This is a genomic window from Spongiibacter sp. (assembly GCF_041602295.1).
GTDB lineage: Bacteria > Pseudomonadota > Gammaproteobacteria > Pseudomonadales > Spongiibacteraceae > Spongiibacter.
Window position 1 is genome coordinate 25,700 of record NZ_JBFIGO010000018.1, and the last position, 15,758, is coordinate 41,457.

The window sequence follows — 15,758 nt, forward strand, 5'->3', positions numbered from 1 at the left end:
TTAGTCGCTGCTCATCCGCGCACTAAAGTCCCAATTGGATAGGGTCTTGGGGCGCAGGCAGATAGCGACTTCGTCTTCCTTGCGGCTTAACAGCCAGTTGGCAAGGTCGCGATTGCCGTCACCGAGATAGCGTTCAATCAGCTCGCTGAGTAATTTGCCATCGCGGTCGCTGGACAGTTCCGCCACCGCCTTGCCGCGTACGCCGCGATAGGGGATGGTGTTTACCGCGACTTCAAAGCCGCAATTCGGATTGTTTTCCAGCAGGCGGATAATTTTTGCCGAGCGGTGGCTGGCGCAGTAAAAGCAGCCGTTGTGGTAGCGAAACCACAGCGAGCAGATGAGCGGAAAGCCGTCGCCGTCGATCGCCGACAGGCGCAGTGGAATGGTGGCCGATTCAATAAAGCTGGCTGCTTGCATTGTTGCCGTCCTCTTGTCGCTGGGTGGAGTTAGCGTTATTTTTTTAGTAGTTGTATGCCGCGCTCACTAATGCTGACCCTGCGTTCTTTATAGAGGCGGCTCAGCCCCTGTTTAAACGCCTTTTTGCTGACCCCAAAGATGCGTTTTATCGCCTCGGGGGGGCTTTTGTCGCCCAGGGCGAGAAAGCCGTCGTTGCGTTCCAATTGCTCAATGATCAGCTCGGCAATATCGGGGGCGCGCTCGCGAGCGGGTTTGCTGAGCCCGAGGTCGATGCGCTTGTCGTCGCGGACGCGGCGCACCCACGCCGTGAGCCGGTCACCGCGGTGTAGCGGTTTGACCAGTTCACTGTCGTAGAGCAGGCCCCAAAACTGATGGTTTACCACGCATTTATAGCCCAGCTCGGTCTTGCTGGCGACTTGAATGTCGACTTGCTGGCCACTGCGTAGACCGTCAACGGTATCGCTGATGTGCTTGTCCAGGCGCATACTGGCCACCAGTCGGCCGCGAACATCCGGATAGACGATGACGAGTACAGCGCGGCCGACGCTGAGATTGCCCAGTTGTTCGCTGTGCGGCAGCAGTAATTCCTTGTCCAGTCCCCAGTCGAGAAAGGCGCCGACCTCGGTAATCGCGCTAATGCGCAGCATGCCGACCTCTCCGCACTGGAGAGTGGGCCGTTGCCGGCTGGCGATCAGGCTGCCATCGTTGTCATGTAGCACAAAGACATCGAGGTTGTCGCCGACGGCGCACTGCGGTGGCGCTTGCCGGGGGCTGAGAAAAATCTCGCCAAGCTCGCCGCCATCGAGATAAAAACCCGCAGGTGTGCTGCGGCTGACGCTAAGCGTATTAACGCGTCCGATACCAGGCATGATCATTTCCGGTGGGTAAAACGAGGGGAGATTATGAACGCTGGCGGCGCGCACCGCCAGCATCACTGTGTCCGGCAGGGCTGCCGGACACTGGGGGAGGAGGGCTTAAGCCAGCTCGATAGCCACGGCCAGCGCTTCACCGCCGCCGATACACAGCGAGGCGATGCCGCGCTTTTTGCCTAATTTTTGCAAGGCGTAGATCAGGCTGATGATGATGCGTGAGCCGGTGGAGCCCACTGGGTGGCCCTGGGCGCAGGCGCCGCCGTGGATATTGACCTTGGCGTGGTCCAGTTCCAAATCGCGGATGGCCATCATGGTCACCATGGCAAAGGCTTCGTTGATTTCCCACAGGTCGACATCGTCTTTGCTCCAGCCGGTTTTGGCGAGCAGTTTCTGCATGGCGCCAACCGGGGCGGCGGTGAACAGTTCGGGCTCTTGAGACTGGCGGCTGTGGGCGACAATGCGAGCCAGTGGCGTGCTGCCGGTCTCCTGCAGGGCTTTCTCGCTCATCAGCACCATGGCGGAGGCGCCGTCGGAAATAGAGCTGGCGTTGGCAGCGGTGATGGTGCCGTCTTTGGCGAAAGCGGGGCGCAGTTGCGGGATCTTGTCCAGGTTGGCGTTCAGCGGCTGCTCGTCGTGTTCAACAACGGTTTCGCCTTTGCGGGTTTTTACCACTACTGGCACGGACTCGGCCTTGAGTGAGCCGTCTTCAATCGCCGTTTTGGCGCGGTTCAGCGATTCAATGGCGTAGGCGTCCATTTCCTCGCGGCTGAAGCCGCGTTCATTGGCAGTTTGCTGGGCGAAGCTGCCCATCAGGCGACCGCTGTAGGCGTCTTGCAGGCCGTCGAAGAACATATGGTCCTCGAGGCCCTTGCTGCCGGTGCCGACACCCTTGCGAGCATTGAGTACCAGGTGGGGCGCATTGGTCATGCTTTCCATGCCGCCGGCGATCATGATGTCGCAGCTGCCGGCTTTGATCTGATCGTGGGCATAAATGGTGGTTTGCATGCCGGAGCCGCAGAGCTTGTTGACGGTGACCGCACCGGCGGATTTGGGGATGCCTGCCATGATGGCCGCCTGGCGGGCGGGGCCCTGCTTCAGGCCGGCGGGGAGTACGCAGCCCATGATGACATCTTCCACTTTCTCAGCGGGAATGCCGGCGCGCTTTACCGCCTCGGCAATGGCAGCGGTGCCCAGCTCTACAGCGGTGACGTCGCGGAAGCTGCCCAGCATGCCCCCCATCGGGGTGCGGGCTCCGGAAACGATATATACGGCATCTGACATGGCTTTTGATCCTGTGGTCGATGGTTGTTGCGGTCGCTGCTGTGCGCTATCTGCGGTCGCTAATCCTGTAATTTTGCGGACGTCATTTAGCCATGCAGGTCCCGTATTATCAAGTTATCCATGTTATTCACCGGCTGAATGGTCGCTATTTTTTGCGCTGTCGACGGCGAACAGCTTGGGCCGCACGCTGCGTCGAAACTGCCCTGGTGTGACCGCGTAATACTGTTTGAACAGCTTGCCGAAATAGCTGACGTCACCGTAGCCGCACAGTGGGCTGATGTCTTCTACGGCCAGGTTGCTGTTCTGCAGCAGGTCGCGTGCGGCGTCAAGGCGCAGTTGTTGCAGATACTGTAGCGGTGACTGTCCACAGGCGTGGTGAAAGCGGCGTTGGAAACTGCGCGGGCTCAGGCCACTGCGCGCCGCCAAATCGGCGATGCGGATGGAGTCGGCGAGATGGCGGTGCATCCAGCTCTGTGCCAGGGCAATAACCTCGTCGCCGTGACGCTCGCTGTATTCGCCGCGATAGGCCTGGCTGGCAAAGGGGCGGCGGCTCTCGGGCGAAAACTGGCGGGTGACGCGCTGCGCGATGTGGGCCCCCCAATGCCGGTCGATAAGGTGAATCACCAAGTCGGCGGCGCTGTTGACGCTGCCGGTACAGTACAGTGCCCCGGCCTGGGTAATGAGGTGGTCGCGGTGCATCTGCACTTGGCGATAGCGGCGCTCAAAGTCATCAAAGTAGTGCCAGTGGGTGGTGCTTGCGCGGCCGTTTAACAGCCCGGCCTCGGCGAGGAAATAGCTGGCGTTGCCCACTGCGCAGATTTCACAGCCGGCGGCGGCGAGGCGTCGCAGCCACTGCTGGACATCATGCCGACGGGCACCACTGCGCAGTGGGTGTCGCCAGCGGCTGGCAATGATCAGTATGTCGGGTTGCGGCCATTGCGACTCGGCTCGCGAGCTGTCGAGTAGTGAGTCGACTTGCAGGCGCAAGCCGCCGGATAGATTGAGCGGCGGCGGGTCGAGGCTGAGCAGCGACATTGTGGCCGGGGCCGCTTGGCGGCGCTGTAAAAACTGCTGATTGCAGGCGTCAAATAATTCCATCGGCAGGCTGATACTGGTGGTCAGGGCGCGATTAAAAACCAATAGGCCGATGTGGCGCGGGTTGTTGGCTGTGAGCATAATGTTGACACTGTTGGCGTAAATGCCATATTTAATGACTGATATGACATTATAGCCTTGGCGTCCGCTGAGTACACTGCCTGCCATTGTCGGCTCGAGTGGGTGGTTTTTGTGAGCAATTTGCCAGTTGTCGTTGGTTTTGGTGGGGTGAACCCCGCCGGTCGCAGCTCGTTTCATCACGGCTATCGCCGTTTGGTGCTGGATGCCCTGCCGGAAGCGGCACAGCAGCGCACTCTGCAGAGTTTGTCGGCGCTAATGGGCTTGGATGACAGCCTGCAGGGGACGGCGCGGCGCGACTACATTGTTGCCCACACCTTGATTCGTAAAATTGAATCGGCGGCGTTTGATGTTGATCACGTCGCCTGGAATAAGCGCCTGCAGTTGCGCGGTGCCGATGCCAGCCTGGAGTTTGTCACGCGCCGCAAGCAGTTGCCCGAGCGTCTGCCGGCCGGTTGGCAGCTGCGCGATATCGGCGGTGGCGAGGTGGTGGTGACGGTCAGCGAGGCCGTGGATATGTTGTTGCCGACCACCCGTAAATTAGAGGTGTCCAGTGCCGGGCAGTTGCCCAGTGGTTTTGACCCGGCGTCTTACTATGCTTCGCGCAACCATCCGCGGGGCTTGCAGTTGTCGGTATTTGGCGCCTCCGATGCCTTGCAGTCAATGGGTATCGATTGGGACAGGGTGCGCGCCAGTGTTCACCCCGATCAGATATCGGTGTATGCCAGCTCAGCTATGGCACAGCTGGATGAAGCCGGTTTTGGCGGCTTGCTCAGTGCCCGTGCCAACGGCGGTCGGGTCAGCTCTAAGCAGCTGGCCTTAGGCTTGGCCGATATGCCGGCAGATTTTGTCAGTGCCTATGTATTGGGCAATGTGGGCGGTACCGGCCCCAGCCTCGGCGCCTGCGCCACGTTCTTTTATAACCTGCGTCAGGCCGTGCAGGATATCCGCAGCGGAACAGTGCGGGTGGCGGTGGTCGGGGCGGCAGAGTCGGGTATAGATCCGCGAGTGATGGATGGTTACGCCACCATGGGGGCGCTGGCCAGTGATGCGGAATTGCTGAAACTGGACGCGGGAAAAGGCTTGTTGGAACCCGATTATCGCCGCGCCAGCCGGCCATTTAGCAGCAATTGCGGATTTACTATCGCCGAGGCCAGTCAGTTTGTGGTGTTGTTTGACGACGCCTTGGCGCTGGAGCTGGGGGCACAGATTCACGCCTCTGTGCCGGAGGTGTTCGTTAATGCTGACGGTTATAAAAAGTCGATTTCCTCGCCGGGGGTGGGCAACTACTTGACGGTGGCCAAGGCGACGGCGGCGGCGGCGGCCATCATTGGTGATGACGCGGTGAGGCGGCGGTCCTTCGTGCAGGCTCACGGCACAAGTACGCCGCAGAACAGGGTGAGTGAATCCCATATTCTCAATGAAACCGCCAAGGCTTTTGGTATTGAGCAGTGGCCGGTGGCGGCTATCAAGGCGTATCTCGGTCACAGCGTCGGTGCGGCCTCGGGGGATCAGTTGGTTGCCAGTCTCGGTGTGTGGCAGGAGCATATACTGCCGGGGATCACCACTATTGATCATATTGCCGACGATGTGCAGCGCAGCCATTTAATGTTGCCTATGCAGCATATGCAGCTGGAGGCCGGGGCGATGGACGCTGCTGTCCTCAATGCCAAGGGCTTTGGCGGCAATAATGCCAGTGCCTGTCTGCTGTCACCGCAATTTACTGAGCGTTTGTTGCGCGGCCGGCACGGCCGGCACCGCTGGTCTGAATATTGTGAGCGGCGGGAGGCGGTGGTCGACTCGGCTAACGCCTATGATGAGGCGGCACTGCGTGGCGATTTGTCAGTGCACTACCAATTTGGCGAAGGCGTGTTAGCGGCGGAGGATTTGGATATCCAGCGCGACAGTATCGGTATTGCCGGGTGGTCACAGCGGGTGAAGTTGGCCAGTGAATCCCCCTATGCCAACTGGCTTACTGAGGAGTCTAACGACTAGCGTTATACGCAGCTTTGCTTCGGGTTTCTTCTAGTTGGCCATAGGCAAATACGGATGCTGTGTGCCCCCGTTTTCTGGTCCACTAGAATAAAGTCAGTGGAGCCGGTAAAAATGAGAGAATATCTGCGTCACCCAAGCAATATTCCCGTTGAAGTGGAAGTGGTTGAGCGCCGTGAGCGGCGGTCGGCTCAGGCCTGCGATGTCAGTATTGCCGGGCTGTGCTGCGAAGTGGACAAGCCGGTACAGCCGGGTTCGGATGTGACTTTTAAGGTGCCCTCATTGTCGGTTGATTATACCGGCCACGGGCGGGTGGTGTGGTGCAAGCCCAGCGCGGGCCGTTATCAACTGGGTATTGAGTTTTGCTCGGGACGCGACGCGTACCGAGCGCGCATGGTGGAGCAGATCTGCCAGATTGAAGATTACCGCTGCCGTGTTGCGGAATGTGAAGGCCGTAGCCTGGATGGCGAAGAGGCGGCGGCTGAATGGATTTCTCGCTTTGCGGCGACCTTTCACCAACGCTTTGCGGCGCAATAGTTCACTATTGTCGCCGCGCCTCCTATTTCCTCTCTGAAGCCCTGAAGTCCGCCATTCCTGCTTTATTCAACGACGTTTAACGCTGTTCTCAGGCAAGACAGCCGTGCGGATTCGTGGTTGAATACTCCCCCCGCGACGGGAAGAGGATTTCAGAGGACATAATTCATGAACCATGAAGCGAGTGCCCGGGTAGTGATTGATATGCCCAGGGAGCTAGCCTGGGAGCTGTTGAAAGATCTGTCGTTGGCCCACCACTACGTCCCTGGCGTGCTGCGCTGTGAGCTGCACGAGGGGCCGCGACAAGGCCTCGGTGCCAGTCGTCGCGTCTATCAAAAGATGGGGCGCTGGATGGACGAGACGGTGACAGAGTGGAATGAGGGGAGCGGTTTTGTTATTCGCTTGCACCGCGGCGACAAGGGGCCGTCGGCACCGTTTAAGCAGGCCCAGTTTCGCTACCGGCTAGAAGATGCCGGCCACGGCCAGACGGCATTGACGACCAGTTTGGTGTTTGACATGCGCTGGGGGGCGCTGGGGCGCTCTCTTTATCGTCGGCTGATGGCCGGGGCGTTTCGCGGCATTATTCGCGATATCAGTGTTTCCATGAAGGCGTTTTACGAGTCGCGAGGGCTGAAGTCTGTGGCGGGTGATGCCGAGCAGACCGTGTTGGACGGTGGGCATTGATGGATGCGCTAACTCTGCTGCAGCAACGCAATTCGGCCAGCAAGCTTTGCGAGCCCGCGCCTGACGCTGCGGAGATGGCGGAGGTCTTTGCCGCCGCCGCCCGCGCTCCAGATCACGCGCGCCTGCGGCCTTGGCGTTTTCGGCTTGTTGAGGGTGAGGCGCGCAGGCGACTGGGGGAGCTCTACGCAGAGGCTGCCCTGCGTCGTCAGCCATCGCTAGGCGAGGCGGAGCTGGATAAGTATCGCCGTCAGCCACTGCGTGCGCCGATGCTGATTGTGGTGTCAGCGGTGGTGCAGCAGCACCCAAAAGTTCCCAAAATTGAACAGCTATTGTCGGCCGGTTGCGCCGCCTATGCCAGCCTGCTGGCAATAGAGGCTCTGGGTTATGCCGGCATTTGGCGAACCGGTGACCACGCCTTTGATCGCCATGTGATGAGCGGTTTGGGGATGCTCGACAATGAGGAAATTGTCGGGTTTTTGTATGTCGGTAGTCGCGATGGCGCGGCTAAGCCGCTGCCGGAAGTTGCGGCATCAGACTTTGTTGAAACTTGGATGGGCCTATGAAGATTGTTGAACCCCCCGTATTTGAAACCTTGGCTCTGCGTATGGAGCAGCACGTGGCTTGGGTGGCGCTAAACCGCCCGGACAAGGCGAATGCGATGAACGAGGCAATGTGGGCGGAGTTGCAACAGTGTTTCGAGTGGGCTGACGCTGAACCGGGCGTACGTGTCGTGGTGCTCTGTGGTGAGGGGAAAAATTTCTGTGCCGGCATTGATCTCGGCATGTTCGCCGGATTGGCGGAGGTGATGGGGCGCCAGCCTGAGCTGGGTCGTCGTATCGAATGGTTCCGCCGCCATATCAAGTCATTGCAGGCAAACCTCAGCGCTATTGAGCAGTGCCGCAAGCCGGTGCTGGCGGCCATTCACGGTAACTGTGTGGGTGGCGGTATCGATATGGTTAGCGCCTGTGATATGCGTTACTGCGCTGAGGGGGCGGTGTTCTCCATCAAGGAGATCGACATTGGTATCGTCGCCGATGTCGGCACCCTGCAGCGTCTGCCCAAGCTGATTTCACCAGGGATGGTGAGTGAGCTGGCGCTTAGCGGCCGCAATGTCGGCGCCGCAGAAGCGGAGCGCATCGGACTGGTTAATCGCGCTTATAACTCCTATGAGGAAATGATTGATGGTGTTTCCGAGTTGGCGCAGAGTATTGCCCGCAAATCGCCGCTGGCGGTGCGCGGTACCAAGGAAATGATTCGCTACAGCCGTGATCACAGCGTTGACGACGCGCTCAATTATGTCGCCACCTGGAATGCCGGCATGCTCAGCCAGGAAGATGCGATGTTGGCAATTTCGGCGGCCAGTGGCGAGGCGCCAGATTTCAAGGACTGACCCGCAAAGATTACTATTCGTTCAGGATGGGGAAAATCGCCTCAGCGGCGCTTGTTCCCTGTCCTGCTGTTGGTAAACTACCTGTAACCTGCGGCGTGAAAGCGCGGCAACGGTGATTATAACTCGATGCAAAAAAATACAATTTTTAAGAGCTCGCTGCTGACCTTGTTGCTGCGTCCGCTTTTTCTGTTCATCACTAAGTTGCTGGGCTGGAAAATATTGGGCGAAAAGCCCGAGTATAAGAAGTGTGTGATGATTGCGGTGCCACACACCAGCAATTGGGATTTTCCCGCCATGATGGTTATCGCCTTTGTGCTCGGCATGGATGTGCACTGGATGGGCAAACACACGCTGTTTCCCAGAGGGCCGCTGGGCGCGATTATGCGCTGGTTTGGCGGTATATCGATTGATCGCCGCAAGAGCAACAACACAGTTGAGCAGGTGGCAGAAGAATACCGCACGCGCGATGAGTTGATGGTGGTGATTCCTCCCGAGGGCACGCGCAGTGCGGTGGAGCGTTGGAAAGCCGGGTTTTACCACATTGCTCAAGCGGCGGATGTGCCCATTATTTTGGGCTACGTCGATGCAAAAACAAAAACGATGGGCTTGGGACCGGCGTTTTTCCCCACCGGGAATTACGAGGCCGACCTGAAAGAAATCAAAGCGTTCTACAAGGATATGCGGGGCATTAACGAGCAGTAATCGTCGTGCTCTGACTCCCCGGCATTCGGCGTAGACCAATAATAAAACGACAGCCAACCGGGGCTTTTATATGACAGGAAAAAACAGCTGGTCAGCCTTGCTGCTGGCCTTCGGCAGTGTATTGCTCAGCGCGACTGCGATGGCGCTTACTCCCAGCGAGGTGAGCACTCGCGAAATTGCCAGCAACCCGCCCGGGGATTGGCTTTCCTACGGTAAAGACTATCGCGAGCAGCGTTTCAGTGAGCTGAAGCAGGTGAATCGCGATAATGTCGCCGACTTGGGCCTGGCCTGGTCGTTTGACACCGATCACAATCGCGGCCTTGAGGCCACGCCAATCGTGGTTGACGGCGTCATGTATGTCACCGGCAACTGGAGTGTGGTGTACGCCCTTGACGCCCGCAGCGGTAAATTGCTGTGGAAATACGACCCTAAAGTGCCGCGCGAGTGGGCCAAAATGGCCTGCTGCGATGTGGTCAATCGCGGTGTTGCCGTCTACGAGGGCAAGGTGATTTTCGGCAGCCTCGATGCCAGATTGATCGCGCTGGACGCGGCGTCGGGCGAGCTGCTTTGGGAGGTGCAAAGCGCGGATATTGAGGCCTACCCCTATACCATTACCGGTGCTCCGCGGGTGGCTAAAGGCTTGGTCTTTATTGGCAATAGCGGCTCTGAGTACGGCGTGCGCGGCTTTGTTAGCGCCTTTGATGTCAATACCGGTGAGATGCGCTGGCGCTTTTATACGGTGCCGGGAAATCCCGCTGACGGCTTTGAAAATGATGCGATGCGCCGCGCCGCCGAAAGCTGGAGCGGAAACTGGTGGGAGTATGGCGGCGGCGGCACGGTGTGGGACAGCATTGTCTACGACGACGAACTCGACCAGCTGTATATCGGTGTCGGCAATGGTTCGCCCTGGAGTCACCGCATTCGCAGCCCGGAGGGGGGGGATAACCTCTACCTGTCGTCAATCGTAGCGCTGGACCCCGATACCGGTGAATACCTGTGGCACTACCAGGAAACCCCCGCTGAAAGTTGGGACTACACCGCGACCCAGCAAATTATGCTCGCCGACATGGAGATCGAGGGGCAGCTGCGCAAGGTGATCTGGCACGCCCCCAAAAACGGTTTCTTTTTCATTATCGATCGTGAAAATGGCAAATTGCTGTCGGCCGAGCCCTATACCGACGTCAATTGGGCGACGCATTACGACTTGGAAACCGGCCGGCCGGTGGAAACCGATATCGCGCGCTATGGAAAAGGCCCCGAGTTAATTCGCCCGTCGTCGATGGGTGCCCACAACTGGCAGGCGATGGCCCACAGCCCAGAGACCGGCTATGTGTATATTCCGGTGATTAGCAGCCTTTTTCAGTATGAAGATGTGCAGGACTATCTGCACCGCTGGGGGCAGTGGAACCTGGGTGTTCCGCTAGCGCAGCCGGCGCTGCCCGACCCGATTCTGGCGCAGTTGATGATTAAGGCCATGACGCGCGGCTCACTGTTGGCCTGGGATCCACGCACCCAGAGTGCGGCCTGGGAATTGCCCCACAAGCTCACCTGGAATGGTGGGGTGTTGGCGACAGCCGGTGGCCTGGTCTTTCAGGGTACTGCCGAGGGGCAGGTCATTGCCGTCGATGCCAAGACCGGGGATCAGCTCTGGAGCTTTGATGCCCGCACCGGAGTAATGGCGCCACCGGTGACCTTCAGCGTTGATGGCGAACAATATATCAGCGTATTGGTGGGCTGGGGCGGTGCGTTCGGGCTGATTGCCGGCCTGGAACAGGAGCATGCGCCACCGCCAAGCAGGGTGTTGACCTTTAAACTCGGTGGTGACGCCCGTTTGCCGGAGAATGCGGCCAAGTCGTTGCACGAGCCGCCGCCGCGCCTGACGGATGATGAAGCGGTGCTGGCCGAGGGGCGCGACCTCTATTATGCCTACTGTGCAGCCTGTCACGGCACTGAGGTGGTTTCCAATGGGGCGATTCCGGATTTGCGTCATCTGCCGCGGGCCTTCCACGATAACTTCAATGCCATCGTCCTCGATGGTGTGATGAGCAAGCTCGGGATGGTGGGGTTTGGCGAAGTGCTCAATGAGGAGCAGGCCTTTGCCATCCATGCGTTTATTCTCGAACATGCCAATATTGACAAAGAGCTGCGCGCGCAGCCGCAGTGGTGGCGGGACTTGAAGACATGGTTTTTCTCCGCCCTTGCCTGGTTGGTCAGCTTGCTGACCTGAGGGGAGGTGCGAATGGAAAGAGGCCTGCGGGCCTCTTTTTTGTTTTAGGGTGGGTTCACAGGAGTTGTCCATGTACAGGCGTGTTGAGTTAAGAGAGTTTGGTGGCCCGGAGACCTTGGTGTTGCGTGAGGAGGCCGCTTTGCCTCAGCCGTCGGCGGGGCAGCTGAGGGTAAAGGTGTTGGCGGCGGGGACGGGCTTTACCGATACCATTATTCGCCAGGGGCAATATGTGGGGGTTAAGCAAAAGCCTCCGTTTACGCCGGGTTACGACTGGTTCGGTGTTGTTGATGCGCTGGGCGAGGGGGTGACGGACTTCGCTATTGGCGATGCCGTGGCCGATATGCCGGTGATCGGCGGCTACACAGAATATCTCTGCGTGGACGCCGAGCGAGTGGTGCGCGCGCCGAAAGCGCTGGATGCCGCGGCGGCGGTGTGCATGATTTTGTCCTATACCACCGCCTATCAAATGTTGACTCGCGAGGCCAATATGCAGGCCGGGCAGAGCTGCTTGATTCACGCCGCCGGTGGCGCGGTGGGCACGGCGCTGCTGGAATTGGGTCGGCGCATGGGCTTGACCATGTACGGCACGGGCTCGGCGGCCAAGCGCGAGGTGATTGAGAAATTTGGCGCGACCCACATCGATTACCGCAGCTGTGATTTTGAAGAGCGTATTAACACGCTGACCCAGGGGGGAGGTGTTGATGCGGTGTTTGACACCATCGGAGGGAAAAATTGGTCGCGCTCCTACCGCTGCCTGCGGCGCGGTGGTCGCTTGGTCGGCTTTGGCGCCCTGCAGTTAACGACCGGCGAAGAAAGCGTGCCCAGCGTGATATTCGGCTTCGCCAAATTGATGGCGCTGTGGAAGCTGTTGCCCGATGGTCGTCGCAGCGGTTTTTACAACATTCAGACCCGTCGTGAACGCTACCCGGAAGAATTCCGCGAAGACGTCCAGGCCTTATTCGGCATGCTGGCGGCTGGAGAGTTGCAACCGGTGATTGCTGAGCGTGCCCGCCTGGAAGATATTGTCGACATTCATCGGCGTCTTGACTGCGGCGATATCGCGGGGAAAGTGGTTATTGACATGGCTTGCCCCGCCGCCTAATGGTCAGGCTGGCAGCCCCGCCAGCCTTATGCGTATTTGTCCTTACTTGCATTTTTGATATAGCGAAGATGTTGGAGTGTCTTCGCTATTGCGATTGCATCTGGCGCATTTCTTATGGTAACGGTCGCTGGGCGGCTGCCGGCCTGGAAGTTTTCCACATTATCTGTGGATAAGTTGGTGGGTAAGTTGTCAGTTTGTCGCCCTAAGCGCGGTGTTATCGGCTTTGTAACAAATTGGTCAAAATTTAGTCACTATTATAAAGTTCATATAAAACAATGAGTTATCTATTTTTTGTGAGTTTTTGTATGACTTTTGAACGCTAAGCCCGCTGCCTTGGGGCTTGGAGGCCTATCTGTGAATAAGTGTTACGTCAAGAGTTGATTTATGTAACGTGTTACGAAATGCAACTGCGCCGCTTTGGTGCTTGGCGCAATGCCCGCAGCGGGCGCGGGCTACAGCGAATCCGGGCCGGTATAACTGCAGCCGCTGGTGCAGGTTTCGCGGATCTCAATGCGCCGCAGCGGCTGGAGCTGTGGCTTGAGTTGCTGCCAAATCCAGATGGCGAGGTTTTCGCTGGTGGGGTTTTCCAGTCCGGGGATATCGTTTAAGTAGTAGTGGTCGAGGCGATCAATAATCGGCTTGACCGCGGCTTTGATGTCGCCAAAGTCCATTATCCAGCCGCTGTGTTGGTCGGGTTCGCCGCCGACGACGATGCGCAGTAAAAAACTGTGGCCGTGTAGGCGGGCACATTTGTGGCCCTCGGGAACGTTGGGGAGGCGATGGGCGGCTTCGAAGCTAAATTCCTTGAAAATTTCCACGTGCGGGTCTCGGGCTGTTGCGGTTGGGCGGCTATGGTAATCAGCTGTCTTGAGGCTGTACAGCGCGACGACTTAGGCGAGTGTATAAAGCTTGTACAAAGTGGTGGTTATTTGTTCGCTTGTCTGCTTAAAAAATAAGCAAAATCAGTTGGATAGCGCTTTTTTTAGAAATTCGTAAAAAAATTGGGCGGAGGGTTTGACAAGCAAAGTCATTACTGTAGAATGCGCGTCACTCGATTGAGACACAGGGTGATTAGCTCAGCTGGGAGAGCATCTGCCTTACAAGCAGAGGGTCGGCGGTTCGATCCCGTCATCACCCACCAAGTCGAGTTGTTAAAAGTATGCGGACCGGTAGTTCAGTTGGTTAGAATGCCGGCCTGTCACGCCGGAGGTCGCGGGTTCGAGTCCCGTCCGGTCCGCCAACTTTTACAAGCTGAGACATTCGTCGAGGCTACTATCTAAGACCTCCCTAATTTAATGTTGTTATTTTACAGTCACCCGGATCGCAGCCGCGTCGGGGGTATTTTGCCGTGCCTTTGCCGCTGATGCTATGTGTGACCTCTGGCCGTTCTTTGGCGCTGTTTCCCGCTATATTAGGGAATAGTGATTTGACCGAATGGAGAGTGCCTTGTCAGTTTTGACTGAAGCCGTCATGTTCATTGTCGACGATGTCGTCGTCAAGGAAATGTACTTTGCCGAGTTTGAGGCGGTGCTCGACGACGTTGTCGGGGTGCCGGATTTTGCGGGTCAGGAGCTGCAGGCGGTATTTCTGCAGATCAATGGCGCGCTGAAAATCACCGGGGCCGTGTTTTTTATCATCAGTTTTGACAAGCGCGGTCGCATTGCCGGGAACTGGAATATTCCGCTACGTCATTTGCTGGATCATGCCGGTTTCGGTCCTGATCTCGGCGCTGGTGTTATCAAAGTGGCCTGCCGAAGTGCCTGTCCGGTGTCCTGGTACCGCAGTCAGCTGTGGGACCCGGTGATGGCCGGCAATGCCAGTTTTCAGGCTCTCAATGCGGCGGTGCTGCGCAATCGCTTGGGGATTGTTAGTGATGTGGCGAGTGTGTCGACACCGCGCGCAGCGATGTCGGCATTCTTTCAGAATCAGCCGTCAACCGAAGTCGAAGCGGTCGGTGACAGCGGCGCTGAGGAAGGTGCTGAGACCACGGCCCCGGATGTTGCGCCACAGACATCGACTCCGGTGTTTCACCGCCGCTACCGCGCGCGGTTAAAGGCGATACGCAGTGCTGAGCAGCTTCGGCAGGCAACCGAGGCTCAGCGCCATCGCGCGGAACTCGCGGCGCTGGAAGACGAGGGCAGTCGCAGGCTGGCCGAGCGCAATGCCCAGTTGGAGGCCGAGAGAGCCCGGGCTGCGGAGCTGGAGGGGCAGCGCCGGCAGTTGGCGTCGCAGTTGGAGAGGCAGGAGCAGCTTCTAGAGGAGCGGAATCGCGAATATGAGGCCATGCTCGGCGCGCAAAATAACGCCGCGCAAGCCGAGGAGCTGGAGAAACTCCGGGCGAATTACGCCCGTGAGCTGAAGTTAAAGTTGCAGCAGCACGCAGTTGACTATGAGGACCGCCTCAATCGTCGTGAAACTGAGCTCTATCAGCGCGCGACTGAAATTGTGGAATTGCGCGCGGAACTCAGTCGCCTGCGCGAACAGAATCGCGAGTTGCTGCTCAGTGGCGACAGCAAGATGCTGCAGGACATGTCGGAAAAGGGCGTGGTGTTTGTCGCCTATCATCCGGGTATAGAGCATCTGGTCATTGACCGCCAGGAAATGTCGGCTTATTTGCGCGACCCCCAGGCCTTCGCCGCGCAGCGCTGCGACGTTAGTCTGGAGCAATATCAACGCTGGCTGCAACACTACCGCTTACCGATTTGCCGCAGTCAGAATGCCGCGGGGGAATACTGCGGTCAACCGGTCGACAAGGTGATGCGACCCAAGCTATTTCGTGCCGGGGACAGCGACCGCTGCGCTGAGCACGGCGATGGCTGAGCCCCTTGTTCAGCCGCTGAGCAAGGGAGTTGATGTGCTTCGGCTGGATCGTTGTCACGGCCTGGCTCCGGGTAATAAATGGTTTAAGTTGCGTCGCAACATCGCCACTGCCACTGCGCAAGGCGCGTCGCAGCTGCTGAGCTTTGGCGGTGCCCATTCCAATCATTTGCACGCCCTAGCCGCCCTCGGCTTGGAGTTGGGCTGGCCAACGGCCGCATTTATTCGCGCCGACGCGGCGCAGAGCACCCCCTGTATGGATGATTTGCAGCGCTGGGGAATGCAGCTGCACCGCCTCAGTCGCAGTGAGTATCGTCGTCGTCACGATCCGGTGTTTGTGGAATCGCTGTTGCAGGGCTTTGAAAATCCCTACCTGATTCCCGAGGGGGGCGGCAATTTGGACGGTGCGCAGGGCTGTGCGGAGATCGCCGAGTTACTGCCGCGGCGCGGCGCTGACTATGCCTTGATTATGATCGCCTGTGGAACGGGTACGACCTTGGCCGGGCTGGCGGCCGGCGTCGCCGACGGCGTGCAATTGCTGGGGGTGCCGGTGCTCAAGGCGGAAGC

General features: G+C 58.5%; 15 protein-coding genes and 2 tRNA genes. 12 read left to right on the forward strand and 5 right to left on the reverse strand.

The features are described 5' to 3' along the window. The 4 genes from ABYM29_RS05350 to ABYM29_RS05365 form a co-directional block, all read right to left on the reverse strand. A complete protein-coding gene (locus ABYM29_RS05350) occupies positions 1 to 417 on the reverse strand; it encodes a pyridoxamine 5'-phosphate oxidase family protein (RefSeq protein WP_372863070.1) in 417 nt (138 codons plus the stop codon). 35 nt (positions 418 to 452) lie between these two features. Further along, complete coding sequence (locus tag ABYM29_RS05355) at positions 453 to 1,286, reverse strand: S1 RNA-binding domain-containing protein (RefSeq protein WP_372863073.1); 834 nt, start codon at positions 1,284 to 1,286, stop codon at positions 453 to 455. 105 nt (positions 1,287 to 1,391) lie between these two features. Beyond that, positions 1,392 to 2,570 carry an acetyl-CoA C-acyltransferase gene (locus tag ABYM29_RS05360; protein WP_372863076.1) on the reverse strand — a complete coding sequence of 393 codons (1,179 nt, stop codon included), beginning with the start codon at positions 2,568 to 2,570 and terminating at the stop codon, positions 1,392 to 1,394. A gap of 123 nt (positions 2,571 to 2,693) precedes the next feature. Beyond that, positions 2,694 to 3,746 (reverse strand): GlxA family transcriptional regulator, encoded by a 1,053-nt coding sequence (locus ABYM29_RS05365; protein ID WP_372863079.1) that lies wholly within the window; start codon positions 3,744 to 3,746, stop codon positions 2,694 to 2,696. A gap of 111 nt (positions 3,747 to 3,857) precedes the next feature. Between ABYM29_RS05365 and ABYM29_RS05370 the strand changes: the two genes are divergently transcribed. From ABYM29_RS05370 to ABYM29_RS05405, 8 genes are all read left to right on the forward strand, one after another. Further along, the gene (locus ABYM29_RS05370) at positions 3,858 to 5,738 is read left to right on the forward strand and encodes a beta-ketoacyl synthase (protein ID WP_372863081.1); all 1,881 of its coding nucleotides are present in this window, start codon (positions 3,858 to 3,860) and stop codon (positions 5,736 to 5,738) included. A 111-nt stretch (positions 5,739 to 5,849) separates the two neighbouring features. Further along, a complete protein-coding gene (locus ABYM29_RS05375) occupies positions 5,850 to 6,272 on the forward strand; it encodes a PilZ domain-containing protein (protein WP_372863084.1) in 423 nt (140 codons plus the stop codon). A 165-nt stretch (positions 6,273 to 6,437) separates the two neighbouring features. Further along, positions 6,438 to 6,953: an SRPBCC family protein gene (locus ABYM29_RS05380; RefSeq protein WP_372863086.1), complete on the forward strand. Its 516-nt coding sequence runs from the start codon at positions 6,438 to 6,440 to the stop codon at positions 6,951 to 6,953. Beyond that, positions 6,953 to 7,516 (forward strand): nitroreductase, encoded by a 564-nt coding sequence (locus tag ABYM29_RS05385; protein ID WP_372863088.1) that lies wholly within the window; start codon positions 6,953 to 6,955, stop codon positions 7,514 to 7,516. Before ABYM29_RS05380 ends, ABYM29_RS05385 begins: the two co-directional genes overlap by 1 nt. Continuing rightward, positions 7,513 to 8,343, forward strand: a complete 831-nt coding sequence (locus tag ABYM29_RS05390) for a crotonase/enoyl-CoA hydratase family protein (RefSeq protein WP_372863091.1) — start codon at positions 7,513 to 7,515, stop codon at positions 8,341 to 8,343. The genes ABYM29_RS05385 and ABYM29_RS05390 overlap by 4 nt, the downstream gene beginning before the upstream one ends. 126 nt (positions 8,344 to 8,469) lie before the next feature. Continuing rightward, positions 8,470 to 9,045 carry a lysophospholipid acyltransferase family protein gene (locus tag ABYM29_RS05395; protein WP_372863093.1) on the forward strand — a complete coding sequence of 192 codons (576 nt, stop codon included), beginning with the start codon at positions 8,470 to 8,472 and terminating at the stop codon, positions 9,043 to 9,045. 70 nt (positions 9,046 to 9,115) lie between these two features. Continuing rightward, positions 9,116 to 11,272, forward strand: coding sequence for a PQQ-dependent dehydrogenase, methanol/ethanol family (locus tag ABYM29_RS05400; protein ID WP_372863096.1), 2,157 nt, complete (start codon positions 9,116 to 9,118; stop codon positions 11,270 to 11,272). A 70-nt stretch (positions 11,273 to 11,342) separates the two neighbouring features. Next, entirely contained in the window at positions 11,343 to 12,374 is a 1,032-nt protein-coding gene (locus tag ABYM29_RS05405) for a medium chain dehydrogenase/reductase family protein (protein WP_372863099.1), read from the forward strand. A gap of 452 nt (positions 12,375 to 12,826) precedes the next feature. Here ABYM29_RS05405 and queD read toward each other — a convergent pair whose 3' ends face one another. Further along, positions 12,827 to 13,192 (reverse strand): 6-carboxytetrahydropterin synthase QueD, encoded by a 366-nt coding sequence (gene queD, locus ABYM29_RS05410; protein ID WP_372863102.1) that lies wholly within the window; start codon positions 13,190 to 13,192, stop codon positions 12,827 to 12,829. Between the two features lie 247 nt (positions 13,193 to 13,439). On the opposite strand from queD, the gene ABYM29_RS05415 reads away from it, so the two are divergent. The 4 genes from ABYM29_RS05415 to ABYM29_RS05430 all read left to right on the forward strand — a co-directional run. Then, positions 13,440 to 13,515: transfer RNA gene (locus ABYM29_RS05415), tRNA-Val, on the forward strand. A gap of 22 nt (positions 13,516 to 13,537) precedes the next feature. Further along, a tRNA-Asp gene (locus tag ABYM29_RS05420) sits at positions 13,538 to 13,614 on the forward strand. A 206-nt stretch (positions 13,615 to 13,820) separates the two neighbouring features. Beyond that, the gene (locus ABYM29_RS05425; RefSeq protein ID WP_372863105.1) at positions 13,821 to 15,194 is read left to right on the forward strand and encodes a hypothetical protein; all 1,374 of its coding nucleotides are present in this window, start codon (positions 13,821 to 13,823) and stop codon (positions 15,192 to 15,194) included. Further along, positions 15,187 to 15,758: 1-aminocyclopropane-1-carboxylate deaminase/D-cysteine desulfhydrase (locus ABYM29_RS05430; RefSeq protein ID WP_372863107.1), on the forward strand; the 572-nt coding region annotated here is incomplete at its 3' end. The genes ABYM29_RS05425 and ABYM29_RS05430, both read left to right, overlap by 8 nt.

Bases quoted from the DNA above. Each gene is read 5' to 3' on its own strand.
- ABYM29_RS05350 (WP_372863070.1), bottom strand. From the start codon at position 417: ATGCAAGCAGCCAGCTTTATTGAATCGGCCACCATTCCACTGCGCCTG.
- ABYM29_RS05355 (WP_372863073.1), bottom strand. From the start codon at position 1,286: ATGCCTGGTATCGGACGCGTTAATACGCTTAGCGTCAGCCGCAGCACA.
- ABYM29_RS05360 (WP_372863076.1), bottom strand. From the start codon at position 2,570: ATGTCAGATGCCGTATATATCGTTTCCGGAGCCCGCACCCCGATGGGG.
- ABYM29_RS05365 (WP_372863079.1), bottom strand. From the start codon at position 3,746: ATGCTCACAGCCAACAACCCGCGCCACATCGGCCTATTGGTTTTTAAT.
- ABYM29_RS05375 (WP_372863084.1), top strand. From the start codon at position 5,850: ATGAGAGAATATCTGCGTCACCCAAGCAATATTCCCGTTGAAGTGGAA.
- ABYM29_RS05380 (WP_372863086.1), top strand. From the start codon at position 6,438: ATGAACCATGAAGCGAGTGCCCGGGTAGTGATTGATATGCCCAGGGAG.
- ABYM29_RS05385 (WP_372863088.1), top strand. From the start codon at position 6,953: ATGGATGCGCTAACTCTGCTGCAGCAACGCAATTCGGCCAGCAAGCTT.
- ABYM29_RS05390 (WP_372863091.1), top strand. From the start codon at position 7,513: ATGAAGATTGTTGAACCCCCCGTATTTGAAACCTTGGCTCTGCGTATG.
- ABYM29_RS05395 (WP_372863093.1), top strand. From the start codon at position 8,470: ATGCAAAAAAATACAATTTTTAAGAGCTCGCTGCTGACCTTGTTGCTG.
- ABYM29_RS05400 (WP_372863096.1), top strand. From the start codon at position 9,116: ATGACAGGAAAAAACAGCTGGTCAGCCTTGCTGCTGGCCTTCGGCAGT.
- ABYM29_RS05405 (WP_372863099.1), top strand. From the start codon at position 11,343: ATGTACAGGCGTGTTGAGTTAAGAGAGTTTGGTGGCCCGGAGACCTTG.